This window comes from Pseudoxanthomonas sp., assembly GCF_051953815.1.
Classification (GTDB): Bacteria; Pseudomonadota; Gammaproteobacteria; order Xanthomonadales; family Xanthomonadaceae; genus Pseudoxanthomonas_A.
On the sequence record NZ_JBQCIJ010000004.1, the window covers coordinates 53293 to 75420 of the forward strand.

At 67.9% G+C, this 22128-nt stretch carries 17 protein-coding genes; 4 read left to right on the top strand and 13 right to left on the bottom strand.

Annotated features, from left to right (window positions below; genetic code table 11):
- Positions 1 to 45 precede the first annotated feature (45 nt).
- A complete protein-coding gene (locus ACTHN1_RS01430) occupies positions 46 to 1989 on the top strand; it encodes an acetyl-CoA hydrolase/transferase C-terminal domain-containing protein (RefSeq protein ID WP_440469192.1) in 1944 nt (647 codons plus the stop codon).
- 111 nt (positions 1990 to 2100) lie between these two features.
- On the opposite strand, the gene tkt is transcribed toward ACTHN1_RS01430, so the two are convergent.
- The 13 genes from tkt to ACTHN1_RS01495 form a co-directional block, all read right to left on the bottom strand.
- Entirely contained in the window at positions 2101 to 4101 is a 2001-nt protein-coding gene (tkt, locus tag ACTHN1_RS01435; protein ID WP_440469193.1) for a transketolase, read from the bottom strand.
- A gap of 228 nt (positions 4102 to 4329) precedes the next feature.
- The gene (locus tag ACTHN1_RS01440; protein WP_440469194.1) at positions 4330 to 5694 is read right to left on the bottom strand and encodes a dicarboxylate/amino acid:cation symporter; all 1365 of its coding nucleotides are present in this window, start codon (positions 5692 to 5694) and stop codon (positions 4330 to 4332) included.
- Between the two features lie 68 nt (positions 5695 to 5762).
- Positions 5763 to 7436, bottom strand: coding sequence for a BatD family protein (locus tag ACTHN1_RS01445; protein ID WP_440469195.1), 1674 nt, complete (start codon positions 7434 to 7436; stop codon positions 5763 to 5765).
- The gene (locus ACTHN1_RS01450) at positions 7433 to 9202 is read right to left on the bottom strand and encodes a tetratricopeptide repeat protein (RefSeq protein ID WP_440469196.1); all 1770 of its coding nucleotides are present in this window, start codon (positions 9200 to 9202) and stop codon (positions 7433 to 7435) included. The genes ACTHN1_RS01445 and ACTHN1_RS01450 overlap by 4 nt, the downstream gene beginning before the upstream one ends.
- Positions 9199 to 10221, bottom strand: a complete 1023-nt coding sequence (locus tag ACTHN1_RS01455; RefSeq protein WP_440469197.1) for a vWA domain-containing protein — start codon at positions 10219 to 10221, stop codon at positions 9199 to 9201. Before ACTHN1_RS01455 ends, ACTHN1_RS01450 begins: the two co-directional genes overlap by 4 nt.
- The gene (locus tag ACTHN1_RS01460) at positions 10218 to 10670 is read right to left on the bottom strand and encodes a DUF4381 family protein (protein ID WP_440469198.1); all 453 of its coding nucleotides are present in this window, start codon (positions 10668 to 10670) and stop codon (positions 10218 to 10220) included. Before ACTHN1_RS01460 ends, ACTHN1_RS01455 begins: the two co-directional genes overlap by 4 nt.
- Complete coding sequence (locus ACTHN1_RS01465) at positions 10670 to 11572, bottom strand: DUF58 domain-containing protein (RefSeq protein WP_440469199.1); 903 nt, start codon at positions 11570 to 11572, stop codon at positions 10670 to 10672. The genes ACTHN1_RS01460 and ACTHN1_RS01465 overlap by 1 nt, the downstream gene beginning before the upstream one ends.
- Positions 11573 to 11583: 11 nt before the next feature.
- Positions 11584 to 12591, bottom strand: a complete 1008-nt coding sequence (locus ACTHN1_RS01470) for an AAA family ATPase (protein WP_440469200.1) — start codon at positions 12589 to 12591, stop codon at positions 11584 to 11586.
- A gap of 178 nt (positions 12592 to 12769) precedes the next feature.
- A complete protein-coding gene (locus ACTHN1_RS01475) occupies positions 12770 to 14719 on the bottom strand; it encodes a type IV pilus secretin PilQ (RefSeq protein ID WP_440469201.1) in 1950 nt (649 codons plus the stop codon).
- 14 nt (positions 14720 to 14733) lie between these two features.
- A complete protein-coding gene (locus ACTHN1_RS01480; protein ID WP_440469202.1) occupies positions 14734 to 15261 on the bottom strand; it encodes a pilus assembly protein PilP in 528 nt (175 codons plus the stop codon).
- Positions 15262 to 15266: 5 nt separating this feature from the next.
- On the bottom strand, positions 15267 to 15932 hold the full coding sequence (locus ACTHN1_RS01485; protein WP_440469203.1) for a type 4a pilus biogenesis protein PilO: 666 nt from the start codon (positions 15930 to 15932) through the stop codon (positions 15267 to 15269).
- Positions 15929 to 16732 (bottom strand): PilN domain-containing protein, encoded by an 804-nt coding sequence (locus tag ACTHN1_RS01490; RefSeq protein ID WP_440469204.1) that lies wholly within the window; start codon positions 16730 to 16732, stop codon positions 15929 to 15931. Before ACTHN1_RS01490 ends, ACTHN1_RS01485 begins: the two co-directional genes overlap by 4 nt.
- Positions 16732 to 17790 (bottom strand): pilus assembly protein PilM, encoded by a 1059-nt coding sequence (locus tag ACTHN1_RS01495; RefSeq protein WP_440469205.1) that lies wholly within the window; start codon positions 17788 to 17790, stop codon positions 16732 to 16734. Before ACTHN1_RS01495 ends, ACTHN1_RS01490 begins: the two co-directional genes overlap by 1 nt.
- Before the next feature lie 217 nt (positions 17791 to 18007).
- On the opposite strand from ACTHN1_RS01495, the gene ACTHN1_RS01500 reads away from it, so the two are divergent.
- From ACTHN1_RS01500 to ACTHN1_RS01510, 3 genes are all read left to right on the top strand, one after another.
- Complete coding sequence (locus tag ACTHN1_RS01500; protein ID WP_440469206.1) at positions 18008 to 20449, top strand: penicillin-binding protein 1A; 2442 nt, start codon at positions 18008 to 18010, stop codon at positions 20447 to 20449.
- A gap of 176 nt (positions 20450 to 20625) precedes the next feature.
- Positions 20626 to 21279 carry a hypothetical protein gene (locus tag ACTHN1_RS01505; protein ID WP_440469207.1) on the top strand — a complete coding sequence of 218 codons (654 nt, stop codon included), beginning with the start codon at positions 20626 to 20628 and terminating at the stop codon, positions 21277 to 21279.
- An 18-nt stretch (positions 21280 to 21297) separates the two neighbouring features.
- Entirely contained in the window at positions 21298 to 22104 is an 807-nt protein-coding gene (locus ACTHN1_RS01510; RefSeq protein WP_440469208.1) for a helix-turn-helix domain-containing protein, read from the top strand.
- Positions 22105 to 22128: the final 24 nt, after the last annotated feature.

Here is a 22128-nt window from a genome sequence, read left to right on the forward strand (position 1 = left end):
TCCCGTTTGAACGCCCCTCACCGACTTTCGCCTAAGCTCCTCCCCATGACCGTCCATCTGGATTCCCTCGACGAAGCCGTCGACTTCATCCTGCGGCAGGCACCGCAGACCCTGCGCATGGGCGCGCCGCTGGGCATCGGCAAACCGCACCGCCTGATCAACGCGCTGTATGCCCGGCTGGAACAGGATCCTTCGCGTCCCTGGTTCCTGTACACCGCGTTGTCGCTGGATCCGCCGCAGGCCAAACCCGGGCTGGAAGCCCGCTTCCTGGGGCCGTTCGCCACGCGTCATTTCGGCGAGGACTTTCCGCGCCTGGCCTACGTGCAGGCCATGAAGCGCGATGCATTGCCGGCGCATATCGAGATCGAGGAGTTCTACATGCAGTCCGGCGCGTTGCTGGGCTCTTCGCAGGCGCAGCGACATTACGCCAGCCTCAACTACACCCACGTGGCCCGTGCGCTGGGCGAGCGCGGCCTCAACGTGATCGTGCAGAAGGTCGCGCGCGAACCGGGCGGCCGCCGGTTGTCGCTGTCCTGCAACAACGATCTCACCCAGGATGCGGTGGAAGCGGTCCAGGCGCGCGGTCTGCCACGTCCCCTGCTGGTGGCGGAAGTGGATCCGCAGTTGCCCTGGCTGGGCGGCACCGCCGCGGTGGACGAGGACTACTTCGACGCGGTGGTGACGCCGCCCGGCCCCTACCCGATGCTGTTCGGCCTGCCGCGACAACCGGTATCCGACGCGGAGTACGCCATCGGGCTCTACGCCAGCGCGCTGGTGCGCGACGGCGGCACCCTGCAGATCGGCATCGGCGCGCTGGCCGACGCACTGTGCCACGCGCTGGTCCTGCGCCACACCGACAACACGGCCTATCGCGAGGTGCTGGCGGCGCTGGATCCCGAATTGGAACGGCATCCCGCGGTCATCGAGAGCGGTGGATTGGGCCCCTTCGAGATCGGCCTGTACGGCTGCAGCGAGATGATCAACGAAGGCTTCAAGCGACTCGTCGAAACCGGCGTCATGCGCCGCAAGGTGGTCGATGACGAACTGCTGATGCGCCGCGTCTCAGACGGCACCGCCAACCTCGGCGACCACGCGCGCCTGCAACGCGATGGCGAATATCTGCACGGCGCCTTCTATCTGGGTTCGCCGGCTTTCTACGACTGGCTGCGGCAACTTCCCGACGACGAACGCCGCGCCATCGGCATGCGCCGCATCGGCAGCGTCAACCAGCTCTACGGCGGCCATGAGTCTCTGGAGCGCCTGCAACGGCGCGACGCCCGATTCTTCAATTCAGCCATGATGATCACCGCGCTGGGCGCGGCGGTCTCCGACGGTCTGGAGGATGGCCGGGTGGTGTCCGGCGTCGGCGGCCAGTACAACTTCGTGGCGATGGCGCACGCGCTGGAAGATGCGCGTTCGGTGCTGATGTTCCGCGCCCTGCGCGATGCGAACGGGAAACCGCAGTCGAACGTACGCTGGAACTACGGGCACACCACCATCCCGCGCCATCTCCGCGATCTGTGCATCAGCGAGTACGGCATCGCCGACCTGCGTGGCCGCAACGACGAGGACTGCGTGATCGCGATGGTGGGCATCACCGATGCTCGCTTCCAGGCAGGGCTGCTGGAACGGGCGCAGCGCAACCGGAAACTCCGGCGCGGCTTCATCGCGCCCCCCGCATGGGCGGACAACACGCCGGCCCATCTCACCGCGTCCCTGCGGCGCTTCCGCCACGACGGCACCCTGCCCGATTATCCCCTCGGCAGCGACTTCACCGAGGTGGAGCAGCGGCTGGTGAAGGCGCTGTCCTGGTTGAAGAACCAGACAGCGACGCCGGTGGCGAAAGCGGGCACCGTGCTGCGGGCGTTGTTCGCGGGCGCCGGGGAGCCCGAGGCGATGACGCGGATGGGATTGGCGAAGCCTGCCGGTGCGGGGGAATGGTTGGAGGCGAGGTTGTTGGCGTTGGGGTTGCGGAAGACGCGGGGGTAGGTATTCGCGGTGTGCTCTTTGTCGGCGCATTCGCGCCGGAATTCGCCAGACGCACGCAAGAAAAAAGCCGGGCAACGCCCGGCTTTTTCAGTTCGAACAGCGCAGCCTAAATCAAGCCAACGACTTCGCCGCCTCGACCACCTTCTCGACCGTGATCCCGAAGTGCTTGTACAGCGCCTCCGCCGGCGCCGAGGCGCCGAAGCTCTCCATGCCCACGACCGCGCCATCCAGGCCAACGTACTTGCGCCAGAAATCGACCGTCGCCGCTTCCACCGCCACGCGCTTGCGCACCGCCTTCGGCAACACCGCTTCGCGGTACTCGGCCGGCTGGCGATCGAACACGTCGGTCGACGGCATCGACACCACGCGGGTCTGGATGCCTTCCGCGTCCAGCAGCGCCTTGGCCTGCGTCGCCAGGCCCACTTCCGAACCGGTCGCGATCAGGATCACGTCCGGCGTACCGGCGGCGTCGGCCAGCACGTAACCGCCGCGCGCGATGTCGGCCACCTGCGCCTCGCTGCGCGCCTGGTGCGGCAGGTTCTGGCGCGAGAAGATCAGGCAGCTCGGACCATCGCGACGGACAATCGCCGCCTTCCACGCGACCGCGGACTCGACCGCGTCGCACGGACGCCACACGTCGTTGTTGTGGATGTAGCGCAGCGACGCCAGGTGCTCGACCGGCTGGTGGGTCGGACCGTCCTCGCCCAGGCCGATCGAGTCGTGGGTATAGACATGGATCGCATGCGCGGGAATCAGCGCGCTCATGCGCACGGCGTTGCGCGCGTAGTCGCTGAACACAAGGAAGGTCGCGTCGAACGGCAGGAAACCGCCGTGCAGGGCCAGGCCGTTGCTGATCGCGGTCATGCCGAACTCGCGCACGCCGTAGTACACGTAGTTGGCGTTCGGATCATCGCTGGCGACGGACTTGCTGGCCTTCCACAGGGTCAGGTTGGAGTGCGCCAGGTCCGCGGAGCCGCCGATCATTTCCGGCAGCAGCGGCGCGAATGCTTCGATGGCCAGCTGCGAGGCTTTGCGCGATGCGATCACCGGGCCTTCGGCCTGGGTCTTGGCGATGAAGGCGTCGGCAGCCGCCAGGAAGCCTTCCGGCAGTTCGCCATGCGAGCGGCGGCTCAGTTCGGCGGCCTGCTCCGGATACTGCGCGGCGTACTTGTCGAACAGCATGTTCCACTGCTCCTCGCGCACCAGGCCCGAGTTGCCGGCGCGCCAGCCGTCGTAGATTTCCTGCGGAATCTCGAACGGGCCGTACGGCCAGTCCAGCGCCTTGCGGGTGGCTTCCAGCTCTTCCTTGCCCAGCGGGGCGCCGTGCGAGGATTCCTTGCCGGCCTTGTTCGGCGAACCGAAACCGATCGTGGTGCGGCAGCAGATCAGCACCGGCTTGTCTTCCGACTTCAGCGCGGTCTCGATCGCGGCCTTGATCTCGACCGGATCATGGCCGTTGACGTTGCGCACCACCTGCCAGCCATACGCCTCGAAGCGGGCCGGGGTGTCGTCGGTGAACCAGCCGTTGGTGTTGCCGTCGATCGAGATGTGGTTGTCGTCCCAGAAGCAGACCAGCTTGTTCAGGCCCCAGGTGCCGGCCAGCGAAGCGGCTTCGTGCGACACGCCTTCCATCAGGCAGCCATCGCCCATGAACACCCAGGTGCGGTGGTCGACGATTTCGAACTCGGGGCGATTGAAGCGCTGCGCCAGCAGCTTCTCGGCCAGGGCGAAACCGACCGCGTTGGCGAAGCCCTGTCCCAGCGGACCGGTGGTGGTCTCGACGCCGGGGGTTTCGTGGCGTTCCGGATGGCCGGCGGTCTTGCTGTGCAGTTGACGGAAGTGCTTGAGCTCTTCCAGCGGCAGGTCGTAGCCGCTCAGGTGCAGCAGCGCGTACTGCAGCATCGAGCCGTGACCGTTGGACAGGATGAAGCGATCGCGGTTGAACCAGTGCGGGTTCTTCGGGCTATGGCTCAGGTAATCGTTCCACAGCACTTCGGCGATGTCGGCCATGCCCATGGGCATGCCGGGATGGCCGGATTTGGCGGTTTCCACCGCGTCGGCGGCGAGGAAGCGGATGGCGTTGGCGAGCTGGCGGCGGGTGGGCGTCGTCATGAGGGGTAGGGACTTGGAAGTGGCGCGCCGGAATGCGGGCCGCTCATTGTCCCATAGACCGCCGGCCGGACTGAAACGGCGGAACCGCCGGTTCTATCGAAACTCCTCTCGAATCAGTCACTTGCGGAAACCTAGAATTTCCTGTCTTCAGTGTGGTGCGGGCGCAAACACCGACGCCCCGCGGTCAGCGGGGCGTCGGGACACACGATTCCAATGCCGTTCCCCGGCTCAGGCGTGCCCGCGCTCGGTTTCGCCCTTGGACACCATCGCCGCGATGGCGATGTCGCCGGTGACGTTGAGGGTGGTGCGGCACATGTCGAGGAAATGGTTGACGCCCAGGATCAGGCCGATGCCCTGCGGCGGCACGCCGACCATGCCGCAGATCATCGCCACCACCGGCAGCGAACCGGAGGGCACGCCGGCGGTACCGATGCCGCCGAGGATGCACACCAGCATCACCAGCACCTGCTGGAACAGGCTGAGATCCACGCCGAAGAACTGGGCCAGGAAGATCACCGTCACGCCTTCGAACAGCGCGGTGCCGTTCTGGTTGGCGGTGGCGCCGACGGTCAGCACGAAACGCGAGATGCGCGGCGGCAGGCCGAGCTTCTCTTCGGCCACGCGCAGCGAGGTCGGCAGGGTGGCGTTGCTGGAGGCGGTGGAGAACGCCAGCACCATCGCTTCCTGGGTACCGCGGAAGAACGCGCGCGGCGAATAGCCGCCGATGGCGCGCAGGGCGATCGAATAGACCACGAACAGATGCAGCGCGAGTGCCAGCACCACCACGCCGACATAGCTGGCGAGCTTGAACAGCAGGTCCCAGCCGAACTTCGCGGCCAGGTCGAACATGAAGCAGAACACCGCGTACGGGGCCAGCCGGATCACCAGGCCGATCAGCGTCATCGACACGTCGAACAGGCCCTGGATGCCCTCGCGCAGGGTGTCGGTGGCCTTGCCGGGCGTCAGCACCATGCCGATGCCCAGCATCAACGCGAAGAACATCACCGCCAGGATGGTGTTGTCGGCGGCGGCCTTGATGACGTTGTCCGGCACGATCGACAGCAGCATGTCGAGCCCGTGCGGCTGCTCGTGCGTGCTGGCGACGATGGCGCTGGCGCGTTGCGCGCCCTCGGCCAGCAGGTGCTGCGCCGTCTCGCGATCGATGCCGCTGCCCGGTTGCAGCCAGTTGACCAGCAGCAGGCCCAGGATCACGGCAATCGAGGACATCAGCACGGTGTAGCCCAGTGTCCGCCAGCCCACCCGGCCGAACGCGCGGATGTCGCCCATCTCGGACACGCCGACCACCAGCGCCGAGAACAGCAGCGGCACCACCAGCATGAAGATCAGGTTGAGGAACAGCTGCCCGATCGGCCCGGTCACATAACTGGTGATCAGCTGGACCCACGGCATGCACTGCCAGGGCAGATCGGCGGCCCCCGCCACGCAGGCCGGATTGCCGGCTCCTGCGGCCGTCAACTGCCCGATCCCCGTCATGTACACCAGCAATCCCATTGCCAGGCCGGCGATGAAACCGATCGCCATCTTCCAGTGCAGCGGTAGCTTGTTCTTGCCGGTGGTCGGGGCTTCGGTCATGTGGCGGGCCTTAGGAACGAAGCATCCAGCTTAGCAAACCTGCCCTACCCGGCTGTTGTGCGCCTGCGTCAGCGCCGCCCCGGCGCCGGATACAGCGGCGGCAGTGGCGCCTGCGGAGGCTCCGCCACGTCCATCCAGCGGGGGCCGCGCGCGAAGGCCGCTCGCAGGGCGGCGCGGGCGGCGCTGCCGTCGCCATCGGCCCAGCGCGCCCGCCGCAGGAGTTCCACCGCGTCGCGTTGCTCGATGGCCTGCAACCGCCGCACCAGTTCATCCAGATCCGCGGCGGGCGGAGCAGCCATGCCGCGCAATACCTCGCCTACGTCGTCCAGGCTGCCGGTGTCCAGCGCGCGCTTGAGATCCGGCAGCGTGTGATGCGCCGGCGACGTCGGGTGACCCGGCGCCGCCTGCCTGGCGGGCGGCGCCGGCGCGCGCCGACGCTGCAACGCCCACAGCAGCGTGATCAGCCAGAGCACCGCGAATCCCACCGCCAGCCAGGGCCAGATCCGCTCGTTCACCTGGCCCAACGCTGGCGCGCCACCGTTGATGTCCAGCGCCGCTCCGGGGGCTTGCGTGCTCGCCGGCGCGGCACCCGCGGGTGATCCGGCACCGACCTGCAACGGCAGATCCGGCAGCCGGGCCGTCTTCGCGGCGCCCGCCGTCACATCCCACCACGGAATGCCCAGACCGGCGATGGTCAGGCGGCCCGGCCGATCCGGCACCACCGCGTAGCGCTGGGTCCATTTCACCTGCGGCGTACCGCCGGAGAACGTCTCGTCGTACTGGACGGGTTCGGCGAACACCTGCGCCCCCGGCACCGACGGTGCCGGGATTTCCGGCAGCTGTGCCTGGGTGGCGCCCTGGGCGACGCCCTCGACAATCAGGGTTGCGGCTTCACCGACACGCGCGGACGTCGGCGCACCGACATAGCGCAAACGCAGATCCCGAAGCGGCAACCAGGGCTGCGGCGCGCCCGCCGGCTGCGGGCGCACGCTCAGCGCGCGCGGCGAACCGGCCACGCGCAACTCGCGACGGCCGTTGCCCACCAGATCATCGAACCAGCCGCCCGCGCCACGTCCGTTGAAGCGGGGCGCGGGCAGGGTCAGCGTGCCGCTGCGCTCGGGCACGAGCAGGAAGCGGCGTTCGATCAGGTTGTAGCGGCGACCGTTGATTTCGCGGCTGCCCTGCACGTCGTCGCCGACCTTCTGCAACACGGCGCCGTCAGGCGCGTCCAGATCCAGTTCGCCCGACATCAGCGGCACGCCATAGAACAGGCGCAGCACCACGCCCACGCTCTGCTGGACGAAGGGCGACGCGTCATCCACTTCGGTTTCGAGGAAAACATCCGCGTTGCCGGCGCGCGTGGCCACCGGTGGCGCGGGCCGCACCGTCAGCGCGATGGGTGCGGTGCGCTGCCTGCCGACCTGCAACGCGGGAATGACCAGGTTGCCGTCACGGCGGGGTTGCAGGGTGATCTGGTAAATCATCCGTGAGCTGCTGACACCGTTGACGATGCCCAGCGAGCGTCCGCTGGTCTGGTCCAGCAGTTCGAAGTCCTGCATCAGCGGGGTCAGATCGGGTGCCGCCGCCGCGCCGGTCGATTCGATGCTCAACACCACGGCATCGCCCAGGTCGACGGGATTGCGATCCAGTTTGGCCTGGACCTGCGCCTGCGCGACTCCGGGCGCCAAGGCCAGCATCAGCCACACCCACACGCCCAGTACGCGCGACCACCACGGTTTCATTGCCCTTCCCTCATCCGACGCTCGTGTTCCACCTGGAATTTGGCCTTCAACAGGCCGCCCGGATCATCCGGCACCCGCTTCAGCCAGGCCTGCAACGCCTGCCGGCGCTCGCGTTGCTCGGGGGTCTCGTCCGCGGCCGCCTGTCCCGTCACCGGCTTTCCGTCCTGGCCGCGCGATTGTCGGGCCAGTGCCTGGCGCATGCGCTCGCGCTGCGCGGCGTCCGCGGCCTGTTGCGCCTTCGGATCCGCGGCGGACTCCGAAGGCGGTTCCGTCGTTCGCGGTTGCGATGGACGAGCTTGCGCTTGCGCTTGCGCTTGCGATTGCGCCGGCTCGGAGGACGGAGTGGATTGCGAATTGGGCGGCGGCGGCGTCGACGCGGGCTTGGCGTTGCCGGCCGCGCGTGACGCGTTCGGCGAGTTGCCGGCGTTGCCCGCGCCACGTCCGGACGAATCCTTGCCGGACTGCCCCTGCCCCTGCTGCCGCTGGCGCGCGCGCTCGACCACGCCGCGATTGGCGATTGCGTCGGGCATCCCCGGCTGCTTGCGCAGGGCCCTGTCATAGGCGTCGACGGCCTGGTCGTACTTGCCCTGCTTGGCCAGCGCATTGCCCAGGTTGTACTGCGCCTCGGCGCTGTCCTGGCCGGCGAAGGCCTGCTCCGCCGCGGCGAAGTCTCCATTCCGATAGGCCTGGACGCCCTGCTCCAAGCGGGCGTGCTGCTGTTGATCCGCCCGGCGCCACCAGCCGCCGTCCGCCGCCTGCGACGGCATCGCCCACAGCAGCGAACAGGTGCCGAACACGACCAGCACCGCGCCGCGCCGGAACGCGAACAACGCCAGCAGCATCAGCGGCGGCAACAGCCAGTAGCCTTCGTCCAGCCAGTCCCTGCCGCGTCCGCCCGACGCACGGGAGGCGTCCAGACTGTCCGGTGTCAGCACGCCCAGCGCCTCCAGATCCGAATCATCGCGTGACAACGGCTGGAACCGTCCGCCGCCACGGGCCGCCAACTGGCCCAGCGACGCCGCGTCCAGCCGCGCGCGGCCCAGCGATCCGTCGCGGGCGCGATACGCGGTACCGGCGGGACTGCCCAGCCCGAGCACGGAGACGCGGTAACCCTGCTGCGCGGCCTGCGAGGCCGCCTCGAGCGCGGAAGCGTCCGCGTGATCGCCGATCAACAGGATCCCGCCCTCGCGGAAGCCCGCCTGTTTCAGCAGCTTCGTCGACCAGGTGATGGCGCGATCCACGCGCTGGCCGTCGGCCGGCATCACCTCAGGCGTCAATGCGTCGAGAAACAGCGCCACGTTGCCCGCGTCCTCGGTCAACGGCGCCACGGTGAAGGCGTCTCCGGCGAACGCGACAAGGGCGATCTGCCCCCCTTGGCGCTGCCGCAGCAATGTGGCCAGCTTGCCGCGCGCCTGCAGCAACCGCGATGGCGGAAGATCGGCCGCCTGGGTCGCGCTGGACAGATCCAGCGCGACGACCAGCGGTGCGCGCTGCTCCCACAACGGTTGCTCGCCCTGCCTGGTACTGGGACCGGCCAAGGCCAACACCGCCAGCACGTAGCCCAGGAGCAACAGCGTCAATGCCCCCCAGCCGGCGCGTCCGGTTCCGGCGAGCAGATGCGGCAGCAGATGCGGATCCACCACCTGCCGCCATACGTTCGAGCGCCGCTGGCGGAACCGCCAGCCCCAGACCAGCAGCGGCGCCAGCAGCAACAGCCACAGCGCATGCGGACGCAGGAAATGCAGCGACGCCAGCCAGGTCATCATGAATGCCTCCGTGGCAGCGCGAAGCCGAGCAGGCCGACGCACAGCGCGGCCAGCAAAGGCAGGGCGTAGCGCTCCACGCGCGGACGCACCTGTTCGCCGGGCTGGGTCACCGGTTCGAGCCGATCCAGCTCCGCGTAGATGCTCGCCAGTTGTTCGATGTCGCGGGCACGGAAGGAACGGCCTCCGGTCATTTCGGCGATGCGACGCAGGGTGGCTTCGTCGATTTCCTCGCCTCCCGCGCCCGGCAACGGCACCGCCATGCCGAAGAACGACGTCATGCCGCCGCCACCGAAAGCGATGGTGTGCACGCGCACATGCGCCTGCGCGGCGAGTTCGGCCGCCTTCAGCGGCTCCAGCATGCCGGCCGTGTTCACGCCGTCGGTCAACAGGATCAGCACGCGCTGGCCTTTCTCCTGCGCCGCCAGTCGTTTCACCGCCAACCCGATCGCATCACCCAGCGCCGTTTCCCGGCCGGCCAGTCCCACCACGCTGTCCCGCAGCTGTTCCCGCACGCTCTGCAGATCCAGGGTCAGCGGCGTCAGGGCGTAGGCGCGCTGGCCGAACACCAGCAATCCCACCCGGTCGCCGCCGCGGCGATCGAGGAAATCGGCCAGTACCGCCTTGGCCGCGGTCAGGCGATCCACCACGCCGCCGCCCAGCTCCATGTCGGCTTCGCTCATGCTGCCGGACAGATCGACCGCCAGCATCAGATCGCGACCGGCATGCGGTGGCGTGATCGCCTCGCCGAATGTCTGCGGCCGCGCCGCCGCCGCGCACAACAGGAACCAGGCCAGCCACGCCAATGCGGCCACCCGGCGCTGGCGCCGGAATCCGTGGACGTTCGCGATCGATCGCAGTTGTCCGCCATAGGGAACACGCAGCGCCGCCGAGGTGCCGCGAACCGGAGGCAGCAACCAGCGGGTCAGCCATGGCAACGGAAACGCCAGCCACATCCACGGCCAGGCGAAACCGGCATACGCGTCGCGCAACGCCTGCCACCAGGGCCAGTCGCCGATCATCGCCGTCCCGCCATCAGCTCGAGGAAGCGCGCGCGCGCCACGGCACGCAGGCGCGCCACCGCTTCGGCATCCACCTGCGGACGGTAACCTCCGTCCAGCAGCAGCCGGCCGTCGCCCTGCGAGAACGCGGCCGTCTTCCCACCATCCAGGAAAGCCAGCCAATCCTCTTCCCGCAAACGATCCGCATGCGGGTCGACGCGGCGCGCCGCGCGGCGCAACAGATCCGACATCGCCGCGACCTGCGCGGCCGGCGTCGCTGCCTGGCCGGCCAGATCGAACCAGCGCGCCCATTCCCGCTGGCGACGACGGCGACGCCATTGGTGCAGGAACAGGAACAGCGCGATCAGCCCAAGCAAGCCCACCAGCGCCCACCAGCCGGGGGCCGGTGGCCACCAGGCCGGTGCGGCCGGCAGATGGACATCCCGCAGGACCAGTTCCGCCGGTTTCATCACGCCACCTGCGGGGTCGCGCCGCCCGCCGGCAGCCAGGATTCACTGGGCGCGTCACCGCGCAGCGCGTACGCACGCACTCCGCGTCGGGGCAGATTGCGTACCGCCGTTTCCACCGGCTCCGAGAAGGACTGCGCCCAGCGTTGACGCTGCGCGACATCGGCCAGATCCAGCTGGACCCGATGCTCGCCCACCTGGAAAGGCAGCGAGGCGTCCGGCGGCGTGGCTTCCAGCGCATCGAACAGCAGCAATACGCTGATCTCGTGATGCGCGGCCCATCGTGGCCAGTCACTCTCCGGTATCGACGCGATGCTGTGCGGATCGGCCAGCACGATCATCCGCGAGCCCGGGCGCAACAGGCGCGCCGCATGGTCCAGCGCCACGGCAAGTCCCTGGTCGTCGGCGGGCGGACGCGCGTACCACCGCACCAGCGCGTCGAGCACCCGCAAGGCGCCTCGCGTACCGGAGGCTGGTGGCACCGGCGCTTCGGCGGTCGTGCCACGCAGCGCGGCGACGCGATCGCCATCGCGGACGGCACTCCACACCGCCACCGCGCCGGCGCGTGCGGCCTGGGTCGATTTGAAACGCACGCGTGTGCCGAAGTACAGCCGCGGCGAAGTATCGGCCACGATCAATGTTAGCCGCTCGCGCTCGGCCTGGAACAGCTTGGTATGGGTGCGCCCGCTGCGCGCGGTCAGCCGCCAATCGATATGGCGCACGTCGTCGCCGGGGACGTATTCGCGGGATTCGGCGTATTCCATGCCCCGTCCGCGCAGGCTGGAAGCGGCGGGCCCGGTGATGGAATGCCGACCCTGCCGCGCGGGTTTCCGCCGCTGCGCGGTTGCCCGCAGCGCCACCAGTTCGGCCAGGGTGGGCGCGATGCCGTCGCCGCTCGTCGCCATGCCGGTTCGGCTCAGGGCAGCGGTACGACGTCGAGCAGCGCCGCGACCAGACGATCGCCATCCCAGCCCTCGGCGGTGGCCTCATAGCTGGGCAGCACGCGATGGCGCAGTACATCCGGGGCAATCGCGCGCACGTCCTCCGGCGTCACGTAGTCGCGCCCCGCCAGCCAGGCGCGCGCCCGCGCGCACCGTTCCAGCGCGATCGAACCGCGCGGGCTCGCGCCCCAGGCGATGCGCCGGGCCAAGGCGGCGTCGTAGCGGGCGGCCTCGCGCGAAGCGAGCACGAGTTCGATGAGATAGCGTTCGAGCTGCGGGGCGACGTGCAGGTCGAGCACCGCCTTGCGGGCCGCGAACACATCCTCCTGAGGCATCCGGGTTATGGAAACCGGCGCCGGCTGGAGCGTCTCACGCGCGCGTTCCCGCGCCAGACGCAGGATTTCTGCCTCCGCCGACGCTTCGGGATAACCGATCCGCACATGCATCAGGAACCGGTCCAGCTGGGCTTCGGGCAACGGGAACGTGCCTTCCTGTTCGATCGGGTTCTGGGTGGCCATCACCAGGAACAGGGCCGGCAACGGATAGGTGTGCCGCCCGACCGTGACCTGGCGTTCGCCCATGGCCTCCAGCAGTGCCGACTGCACCTTTGCCGGCGCGCGGTTGATCTCGTCGGCCAGCAACAGCGGGTGGAAAATCGGGCCGGGCTGGAACTCGAAACGGCCGTCCTGGGGGCGCCATACCTCGGTTCCGGTCAGGTCGGCCGGCAGCAGGTCCGGGGTGAACTGGACCCGGGCGAAGTCCGCCTCCAGCCGTCCCGCCAACGCCCGCACCGCCGTGGTCTTGGCCAGTCCGGGCGCCCCCTCGACCAGCAGGTGGCCATCCGCCAGCAATGCGATCAGCAGGCGCTCGATCAGCGCGGCCTGGCCGACGATGGTGTCGGCCAGGTCCTGCCGCAGCGCCGTGAAGGCGGCGTGCAGGCGATTGGCCTCGGATGGGAGGGAGACGGCGGCGGATTCTTCCATGGGGCGGCGGCATGGCGATTGGAGGGCCATTTTGACCCAAGCGCGACGGATTGGTTCAGGTCCCGTCCGCCGCCGGTTCAGATCGCGTGCACGCGCCGGGGCGACCCGGCGTCCGGAAAAGCAGACGGGGGCGCAAGGCCCCCGTCCGTGATATTCCGTGCGTCCCTGTGCTGGATGTTCAGTCGCCGACGCGGGACATCGCCTGCTGCTGAGCGACCCGCAGGACCTTCGGAGTCACGAAGATCAACAGCTCGGCCTTTTCCTTGCTGCGTCCCTTCTTCTTGAACAGGTTGCCCAGGAAAGGAATGTCACCCAGGAATGGCACCTTGGAAATGCTGGTGCGATCGGTGAACTCGTAGACACCGCCGATGACCACGGTCTGGCCGTCGTCGACCAGGACTGCTGTGTTGATTTCACGCTTTGCGATTTCGGGGACCGAACCAAAATCGCCAAGATCGATGAATCGCAGCACTTCGTCCTTCTTGACGTTCAGGGCAAGGAACACGCGATTGTCGTTGGTGATGGTCGGCACCACCTTCAACTCCAGAAGCGCTTCCTTGAACTGCACGGTGGGCGTCAACACGCCGGTGCCGCCGCCGGTCACCGTCAGGTAGCCCACTTCACGGCCCTGCTTGATGACCGCTTCACGCTGGTTGGTGGTGACCAGGCGCGGATTGGAGATGACCTCGCCCCGGCCTTCTTCCTGCAATGCCTGCAGTTCGATGTCCAGATTGAAGTTGCGGCCCAGCAGCGTATAGGCGATCGAGGCCGGGTTGCCCAGTGTGTAGGTCTTGGCCGGCAGATTGACGTTCAGGCCCCGAGTGGCGGGTGTGGTCGCACCACCGGCATCCGGAACCCCGCTGCCAATCGTGCCGGTGTTGTCGCCGTTGTTGAAACTGCGGCGGCCACCGATGCCGAACTTGGCGCCGAGATCGCGGGCGAAGGTGTCGGTGGCGATGACGATGCGGCCTTCGATCAGCACCTGGTCGACCGGCCGATCGATGACGCTGATCAGCTCGCGCATCTGCGCGATCTTCTTCGGGATGTCGCTGATCATCAGCGTGTTGGTGCGCTCGTCGGCGACGATTCGACCGCGCGGCGACAGGAAGCTGTTCTCCTGCTGTTGTCCGCCAGGTCCCGAACCACCCGAACTGCCGGAGTTGCCGATGCCCTTGGCCTCGGTGATGGCTTTGAAGATGGCCGCCGCGTTGTGATAGTTGATCTGGATGTAGTCGGTGACCAGATCCTCGCGGTTCTCGATCGCGATGCGGGCGTCTTCCTTGTCCTGCTCGAACTTCGCCAGCTCCGGCTGCGGCGCCACCCAGATCACGCCACCATCACGACGCTTGTCCAGCCCCTTGGCGCGCAGAACGATGTCCAGCGCCTGGTCCCACGGGACGTTGACCAGGCGCAGGGTCACGTTGCCCTGCACGGTGTCGGAAGCGACGATGTTGAGATTGGATTCTTCGGCGATCAACTGCAGCACGGTGCGGACCGGCACGTCCTGGAAGTTGAAGGTGACCGGACGTCCGCCGTAGGCGCGCGCATTCTGCGTGGCGGCCACCTTGGCCGCGGCGCTGGCCACGGCCCCGGCCGCCGAACCACCCGACGCGCCCATCGCGGGCTTGTCGGCACGCGGCGCGATTTCCACCACGTACTCGTTGCCGGTCTGATAGGCGAGCGACTCGAAGGCCCCCTGCGTGCTCAGCACCAACTGGGTGCCCTTGCCGCTGGGGCGGGCATCGACGCGTTGGACCGGCGTCGCGAAGTCGACCACGTTCAGGCCACGCTGCAGCGATGCGGGAATGTCCGCATTGCCGACATCGACGACCACCGAGGAACCCAGGTTGCGCAGGTCGGGCGCCGCACCGGCGCGATCGAACTTGACCACCAGCCTGCCGGCACCGTCATCGCCCCTTCTGAAGTCGATGTTGGTGATGGCGACCTTGCCGGTCACCGGTGTCCCGGCCGATGCCGTGGCGGGCGCCGCGGCCTGTTGGGGTACCGGGTTCGCCGCACCGGCCGCGCTGGCGGCTGCCAGCAGCCCGATGGCAAGTCCCAGGCCCTGGATCCTGAGCGAAGCCAGGCGCCGGGACGGCCGCAGGCCATTAGCGTTTGAAGCGGTCATCGTGTTTCCCCCAATCATTGTTCTTCAAGCGCGACCGAGGCGGGGCGTTCCAGCCAGCCGCCTGCGCCATCCGGCACCAGTTCGACCAGTTCGATGCCGTCTTCCCGCACCGCGGTGACGCGACCATCGCTCTGTCCCAAGTAATTGCCCGGTCGGATCCGGTAGGTCACCTTGTCCGGCGCCATCACCAGCGCGACCAGACCCGATCCCTTGCCGATGGTCCCCACCATGTCCAGGCTGTCCAGCGGGTATTGTTCCAGGGTTTCCTTGCGGCGGTTCGGATCCGGCCGCAGGCCACCATTGTCCGCATTGCTCCACGCGTCACTGAACGGGTCACGCAGACCCTGCGCGGCATATTCGAACGTCTCGAACTGTTCCATCACCGGCAGCGGGTCGAGCGGCGGTGCCGGGCGGGCGCGCACGTCGGCGACCCATTTTTCGAGATTGGGTGCGTCGCCCGGCGAACTGGTGACGCCGCGCGCGCAGGCGCCCAGCGATGCGGCCAGGCAGGCCAGCGCGAGGACGCGGAAGGCGGGATGCATGTTGATCATTTCGCCGCTGCCTTTGCCGCGTCCGCGGCCGCCTTTTCCTGCTCCTCGATTTCCTTCTCGTCGAGATAGCGATAGGTCTTCACGGTGCCGGACAGCTCAAGCGCGCCGCGGCTCGTGATGCTTCCCTTGCCTTCCTTGGGTTTCAACGAGATGTCATGCATGGTCAGGATGACCACGCGCGGAAGCGAGGCCACGCCGCTGACGAAGGCGCCGAACTGGTGGTAGCTGCCGACCATGCGCAAGGCGATCGGCTTCTCGGCGTAGAACTCCTTCGGCGTTTCCGGTCCCGGCTGGAACAGCTCGTTGGACAGGCCGCTGGACAGCGCCGTCTGCGAGATGTCGATGATCAGATCCGGCATTTCGGTCTTGCTCGGCAGCTGGCGCAGCATCTGCTGCAACACCTGCTCCATCTGCGCCAGTTGCTGCTTCAGCGGCCCGAGATTGGCGGCACGGCCCTGCTTTTCCTCGTAGTCGCGGCGCAGCGAGCTTTCTTCCTGCTCCAGTTGCTTGAGCGTGTCGCTCTTGCCCCGGATGACCAGCATGTAGGCCATGACCAGGATGAACAGGCCCACGATCACGCAGAAGCCAATCTTGGCGTTCTGCGGCCAGGCGCCGATGTTGTTGATGTCGAGATTCTTGAGCGAAGCCTTCTTCTGGCTCATGACGCATTCCCCGGATTGGTGGCGGGCGCCGGGGCCGGGTTCGCGGGCGCGGCCGGGGCCGCCGGCTGCGATGCGGGGGCCTGGGCGGGAGCCGCCTGTCCATCGGCCGGGGCCGAAGCAGGCGTCGCGGCGGGAGCCGGCGCGGACGCGGCGGAGGCCGGCGGAGTGGCCGGGGCGCCGGCTTCCGGAGCATCCACAGCCGTGGCCTGCCCGTCCTTGCCTTCTTCGGCATTCGGATTGGCCAACCGCACCTGCAGGTTGAAGACATAGGGCAGCGAATGGCTGATCCCGCTGGACGGCGCCTTGCCGTCCTCTTCCTTCGCTTCGATGATCGACAGATCGGGCTTGGTCATCCAGCCGGAGCTTTCCAGCTTGCGCATGTACTCGCTGACCCGCGCGTTGGACTGTGCACGTCCTTCCAGGGTCAGGACCTCGCCTTCCTGCTTGATGTTCGACAGCGCCACGCCATCGGGAATCGTGCGCACCAGCGAGTCGAACAGATGGACCATCTGCGAACGGTTGGCCTGCAACTGCTCGATGACCTTCTTGCGTGCCAGCAGGCGGTCCTTCTGCTTGTCGAGCGTCTCGATTTCCTTGATCTGGGATTCGACTTTCTGGATCTCGTCCTTCAGGAAATCGTTGCGCACGATCTGTCCGCTGATCTGGCGGTCGTAATGGAACCAGAGCAGGAACGACAGCAGCACGCCGGCCAGCGCGGCCAGCCCCAGCATGGCGTAGAAATCACGCTGCCGCTGGGCGCGCCGTTCCGCGCGCCAGGGGAGTAGGTTGATTCTTGCCATCAGTCAAAGCTCCTCAGCGCCAGGCCGGTGGCAATCATCAGCGCGGGAGCGTCCTGGGCCAGCGCATGCGCCTGGACGCGCGGTCCCAGGGTCATCTGCGCAAGCGGATTGGCCACCACGGTGGGGACGCCGAGCTGCTCCTCCACCATCTCCGGCAGGCCCGGCAACGCGGCGCAACCGCCGGCCAGCACGATCTGGTCGACCCGGTTGAATTCGCTGCCGGCATAGAAGAACTGCAGCAGGCGGCTGATCTGCTGGACGGTCGCTTCCTTGAACGGCTCCAGCACTTCGACTTCGTAGCTTTCCGGCAGACCGCCCTGGCGCTTGGCCAGGCCGGCTTCCTCGTAGGTGAGTCCGTAGCGGCGCATCACCTCGTCGGTGAGCTGCTTGCCGCCGAACACCTGTTCGCGGCTGTACAGGCTGCGGCCGCGACGCAGGACGTTGAGGGTGGTCATGGTCGCGCCGATGTCGACCAGCGCCACCACGCCATCCTGCGGAATCGGCAGGTCGTCGGCGATTAGGGCGAAGGCGTTCTCGACCGCGAAGGCCTCCACGTCCATCACCCTGGCCGTCAGCCCGCCGAGTTCCAGCGCCGACTGGCGCAGCTCGACGTTCTCGGAACGGGACGCCGCCAGCAGCACCTGCACCATCTCCGGATTGTTCGGCATCGGGCCGAGCACTTCGAAGTCGAGGTTCACTTCCTCGATCGGGTACGGGATGTAGTTGACGGCCTCCAGCTCGACCTGGGCTTCGAGATCGCTCTCGTCCAGCTCGGCGGGCATCGGGATGATCTTGGTGATGACGGCGGAGCCGGCCACCGCCGCCGCCGCGTGCTTGACCTTGGTTCCCGCCCGCGTGACCGCGCGCCGGATGGCCTCGCCGACGGCCTCGACCTCGACGATGTTCTTCTCCACCACCGCATTGGGCGGCAGCGGTTCGACCGCGTAGTGCTCCACGCGGAAACGGTTACCGACGCGGGAAAGCTGCAGGAGCTTGACCGCGGTCGAACTGATATCGACGCCGACCAGCGGCGCCTGGCTTCTTGGGATTAGCCCCACGGTCTTTCCCCTTCCGACGGGCACTGAGCGGTACTGCTACCGCCCACATTAATAACCAACTTTTTACGCTTGGCAACTTGAGTTTTCGTGGCTGTGCGGCTTGTCACGGTTCACGAACGATGTCACCCAAGTTACTGTTCCCCCTAGGATCGCCGTCGGCGACCCCGGCCGTCATCTATACTCTGCCCCCGAGAATTCTGCAATCGGATCCCACTGGATGCCCCGTTTCCGCCGTCTCCTGCGCTGGGCCCTGCTTGCCGGCCTGGCCCTCACCCTTGCCGGCCTGGCCGCCATCGGCGTCCTCTATTACGTGGTTTCGGCCAAGGTTCCGGACATCCAGTCCCTGCGCAGCGTCGAATTGCAGGAGCCCCTGTACGTCTACGCCAGCGATGGCCGGCTGATCGGCCTGTTCGGCGAGACCCGGCGCTACCCGGTCTCCATCAAGGACGTCCCCGAACAGGTCAAGCGGGCCTTCATCGCGGCCGAGGACTCGGACTTCTACAAGCACAACGGCGTCGACCTCACCGGCGTCAGCCGCGCGGTCTGGCAGATCGTCAGCCGCAAGGAAGGCCGGGTGGCCGGCGGCAGCACCATCACCCAGCAGGTCGCCCGCCAGTGGTTCCTCAGTTCCGAATACAGCTATACGCGCAAGCTGGTCGAGATGATGCTGGCCATGCGCATCGAAAAGATGCTGACCAAGGATGAAATCCTGGAGCTCTACCTCAACAAGAGCTTCTTCGGAAATCGCTCCTACGGCGTGGCGGCGGCGGCCGAGTACTACTACGGCAAGCGGCTCGACCAGCTGACCCTGGCCGAGACCGCGACCCTGGTCAGCGCGTTGAAGTTTCCCTCCAGCGGCAACCCCATCAGCAACCCGGTGCGCAACCACCAGCGCAGCGTGTACGTGATCAGCCGGATGCTCGAGGACCGCTACATCACCCCCGCGCAGGCCGCCGAGGCCAAGGCCGAGCCGATGCACGCGACCCCGCATGAGCGTCCGGTCGAGGTGTACGCGCCTTACGTGGCCGAGATGGTCCGCCAGGAAATGATCGCCCGCTTCGGCGGCGACGTCCTGACCAAGGGCTACCACGTCACCACCACCATCGATGCCGACCTGCAGGCGGCCGCCGACCAGGCGGTGCGCGAGGGCCTGCAGCTGTACGACCGTCGCCACGGCTGGAACGGGGTGGAGCGGCATTTCGACGTCCCGGCCGACGCCGACGCCAAGGCACTGGCCGCCCAGCTGAACGGCGTGCCGCCGCAAGGCGGCATGCGGCCGGCCATCGTCGCCGCCACGGCGGCGGACGGCAGCGCCACCGTGGTCCTGTCCGACGCCAGCGAAGTGGTGCTGCCGCCGTCGGCCAGCCAATGGACCGGCAAGGCGCCCGGCAAGCTGTTCAAGCGCGGCGACCTGGTCCGCCTGAAGACCGGCAAGACCGAGGGCAGCTACGTCGTCGACCAGGTGCCGAGGGCCCAGGCGGCACTGGTGTCACTGGACGCCGACACCGGTGCGCTGCGGGCGCTGATCGGCGGCTACAGCTTCGCCGGCAACAAGTTCAACCGTGCCACCCAGGCGCGCCGCCAGCCCGGTTCCAGCTTCAAGCCGTTCCTGTACGCGGCGGCTTTCGAGAAGGGCTTCAATCCGGCCTCGATCGTGCTCGACGCCCCGGTGGTGTTCCGCGACCGGCGCGGCCACATGTGGCGGCCGCAGAACGATGGCGGCGGCTTCCGCGGCCCGATGCGCCTGCGCGAGGCGCTGGTGCAGTCGCGCAATCTGGTCTCGGTGCGCCTGCTCGACGCCATCGGCGTGGACTTCGCCCGCAAGTACATCAGCCAGTTCGGCTTCGAGGAGGCGGAACTGCCGCCCAACCTGTCGATGTCGCTGGGTACCGCCTCGCTGACCCCGATGTCGGTGGCGCGTGGTTACGCCGTCTTCGCCAATGGCGGTTCGCGGGTGACGCCCTGGTTCATCGACGAAGTGAAGGATCGCGCCGGCACCGTGCTGTTCAAGGAGAAGCCGGCGGTCGCCTGCCGCGGCTGCAGCGGCACCTCGCTCGGCAATGCCGCCGCGCCGGCCAACGATGTGGTCGACGGGTTCAACTTCGGTCCCCAGCAGGCGGCCGCTCCCAAGCCGGCCCCGGCCAAGCCCGCCACCGCGACCGCCGTCGCTCCGGTGAAGCTGGCGCAACCGGCCGATACCGTCGCCGCGCCGCGCGCCATCGACGAGCGCACCGCCTACCAGTTGGTCTCGATGATGCGCGACGTGGTCCAGCGCGGCACCGGCACCGCGGCCAAGGCGCTGGGGCGCGAGGACGTGGGCGGCAAGACCGGTTCCACCAACGATCACCGCGACGCCTGGTTCTCCGGCTTCGGTGGCGCTTACGTCACCACCGTCTGGGTGGGCCGCGACGACTTCCGTTCGCTGGGTTATCGCGAGTATGGCGGCAAGGCCGCACTGCCGATCTGGATCGACTACATGCGGGTGGCCCTGAAGGACAAGCCGATCGCCGCCAACGATCCACCGGCCGGCATGGTCCAGGTCACCACCAACGGCGCGACCGAGTGGGTCAAGGCCGAGGATCTGGAACGCATCGAGCAGTTCGACGACTTCGGTCCCGAGGACGCGGTCCCGGACGAAGAAGCTTTCGACATCTTCTGATGCAACCGGAGTCCGGGCCACCGCCCGGACTCCGGATCACGGTCGGCTCCCGATGAAACGCGCGCGGTACCTGCTGCCCACCGCGACACTTCGGCTTTCCACCCGCCGTCGTTTGCCTTTTTACATTCACAATCGTTGGTGTACAGTCGCCGCTGGTTTCGACGCGGAGGCTAGTCATGCACCACGCCCGTCAGCACGCCGAGACACGCACCCGGGAACGCCGCCACCGGCTGGCCCATGAGGCCGCCAGACTGATGGCGGAGGGCGGCATCCGCGACTTCCACCAGGCCAAGCTCAAGGCCGCCGACCGGCTCGGCATTCACGACGACGCCTCGTTGCCGCGCAACCGCGAGATCGAGGATGCCCTGCGCGAGTACCAGCGCCTGTTCGCCGGTGAATCCCATGCACAGGGACTGCGCCAGCGGCGCGAGGCGGCGCTGCGCGCGCTCGACTTCTTCCAGGATTTCTCGCCACGACTGATCGGACCGGTGCTGGAAGGCACCGCCGACGCCAACGCGCCGGTGCAGTTGCAGGTGCACAGCGACGACCCCGACGCGCTGCCGCGTTTCCTGGAGGAACATCGGATTCCCAGCGAGTCGCGCATGCGGCGCGTGCGCCTGGACCGGGAGCGTCATCTGGATGCGCCGGTCTGGCTGTTCAGTGCGGAGGAGCTGAGCTTCGATGTCACCGTCCTGCCCCAGGACGCGTTGCGGCAGGCGCCACTGTCGAACGTGGACGAGAAACCCATGCGCCGCGCGTCGCTGTCGCAGCTTCGGCAATTGCTGGCGGAAGAAGAAATCGCCGGCTACGAAATCGACATCCCGCGCTGAAGGATGAGGACGGCGCGGATGATCCTGCGCGCACCGATACCGCCGCTGCGTCCGTTCGTTTCCGCCCTTTGGCAAAGCGGCGGAACGCGGGCGGCATCGGCCCGCGAATCCAATCTTCCCGATGGCGGCGCGCATCTGGCCGTCCGGCTCGGCGGCAGCGTCCTGCGGCTCTACGATGACGTGGAGGCCGCTTCCCCGCGATGCGTCTCCGACGCGGTGGTCGCCGGTCCCCACGAGCACTGCTATCTGAAGGACGTCTCGCAATCGGCGGCGTCGGTGGGCGCGCTGTTGCGCCCCGGCGCGATCCGCGCCTTCCTCGGCTGCCCGCCGGCGGAACTGCGCAACCGCCATTTGCCGCTCGACCTGTTCTGGCCCGGCCAGGTGGAGCGCCTGCGCGACGAGCTGAATTCGGAGATCGATTCGGACCGTCAACTGGCGCGACTGGAATCATGGCTGCTGGCCCGCCTGCGCCCGCAGCATGGCCTGCATCCCCAGGTCGCCCTGGCCGTGCAGGGCCTGCGCCAGGGCCGGAGCGTCGGCGAACTGGTCGCGGATTCGGGCTACAGCCATCGCCGCTTCCTCGATCGCTTCCGTGACGGTCTCGGCCTGGCGCCCAAGTCCTATGCCCGATTGCTGCGCTTCGGGCGGGCGCTGCGCATGGCGCAGCACGAACGGGATTGGGCGCGGATTGCGCAGGACAGCGGCTACAGCGATCAGCCGCATTTCATCCGCGAGTTCCACGCCTTCGCCGGATTGCCGCCGGAAGCCTACCGGCACGCGCATCGGCGCGGCGCGCGCCACGTCCTGCTTCCGGAGCAGGCATAGCGGTTCAATTTTCTTCAATACCGG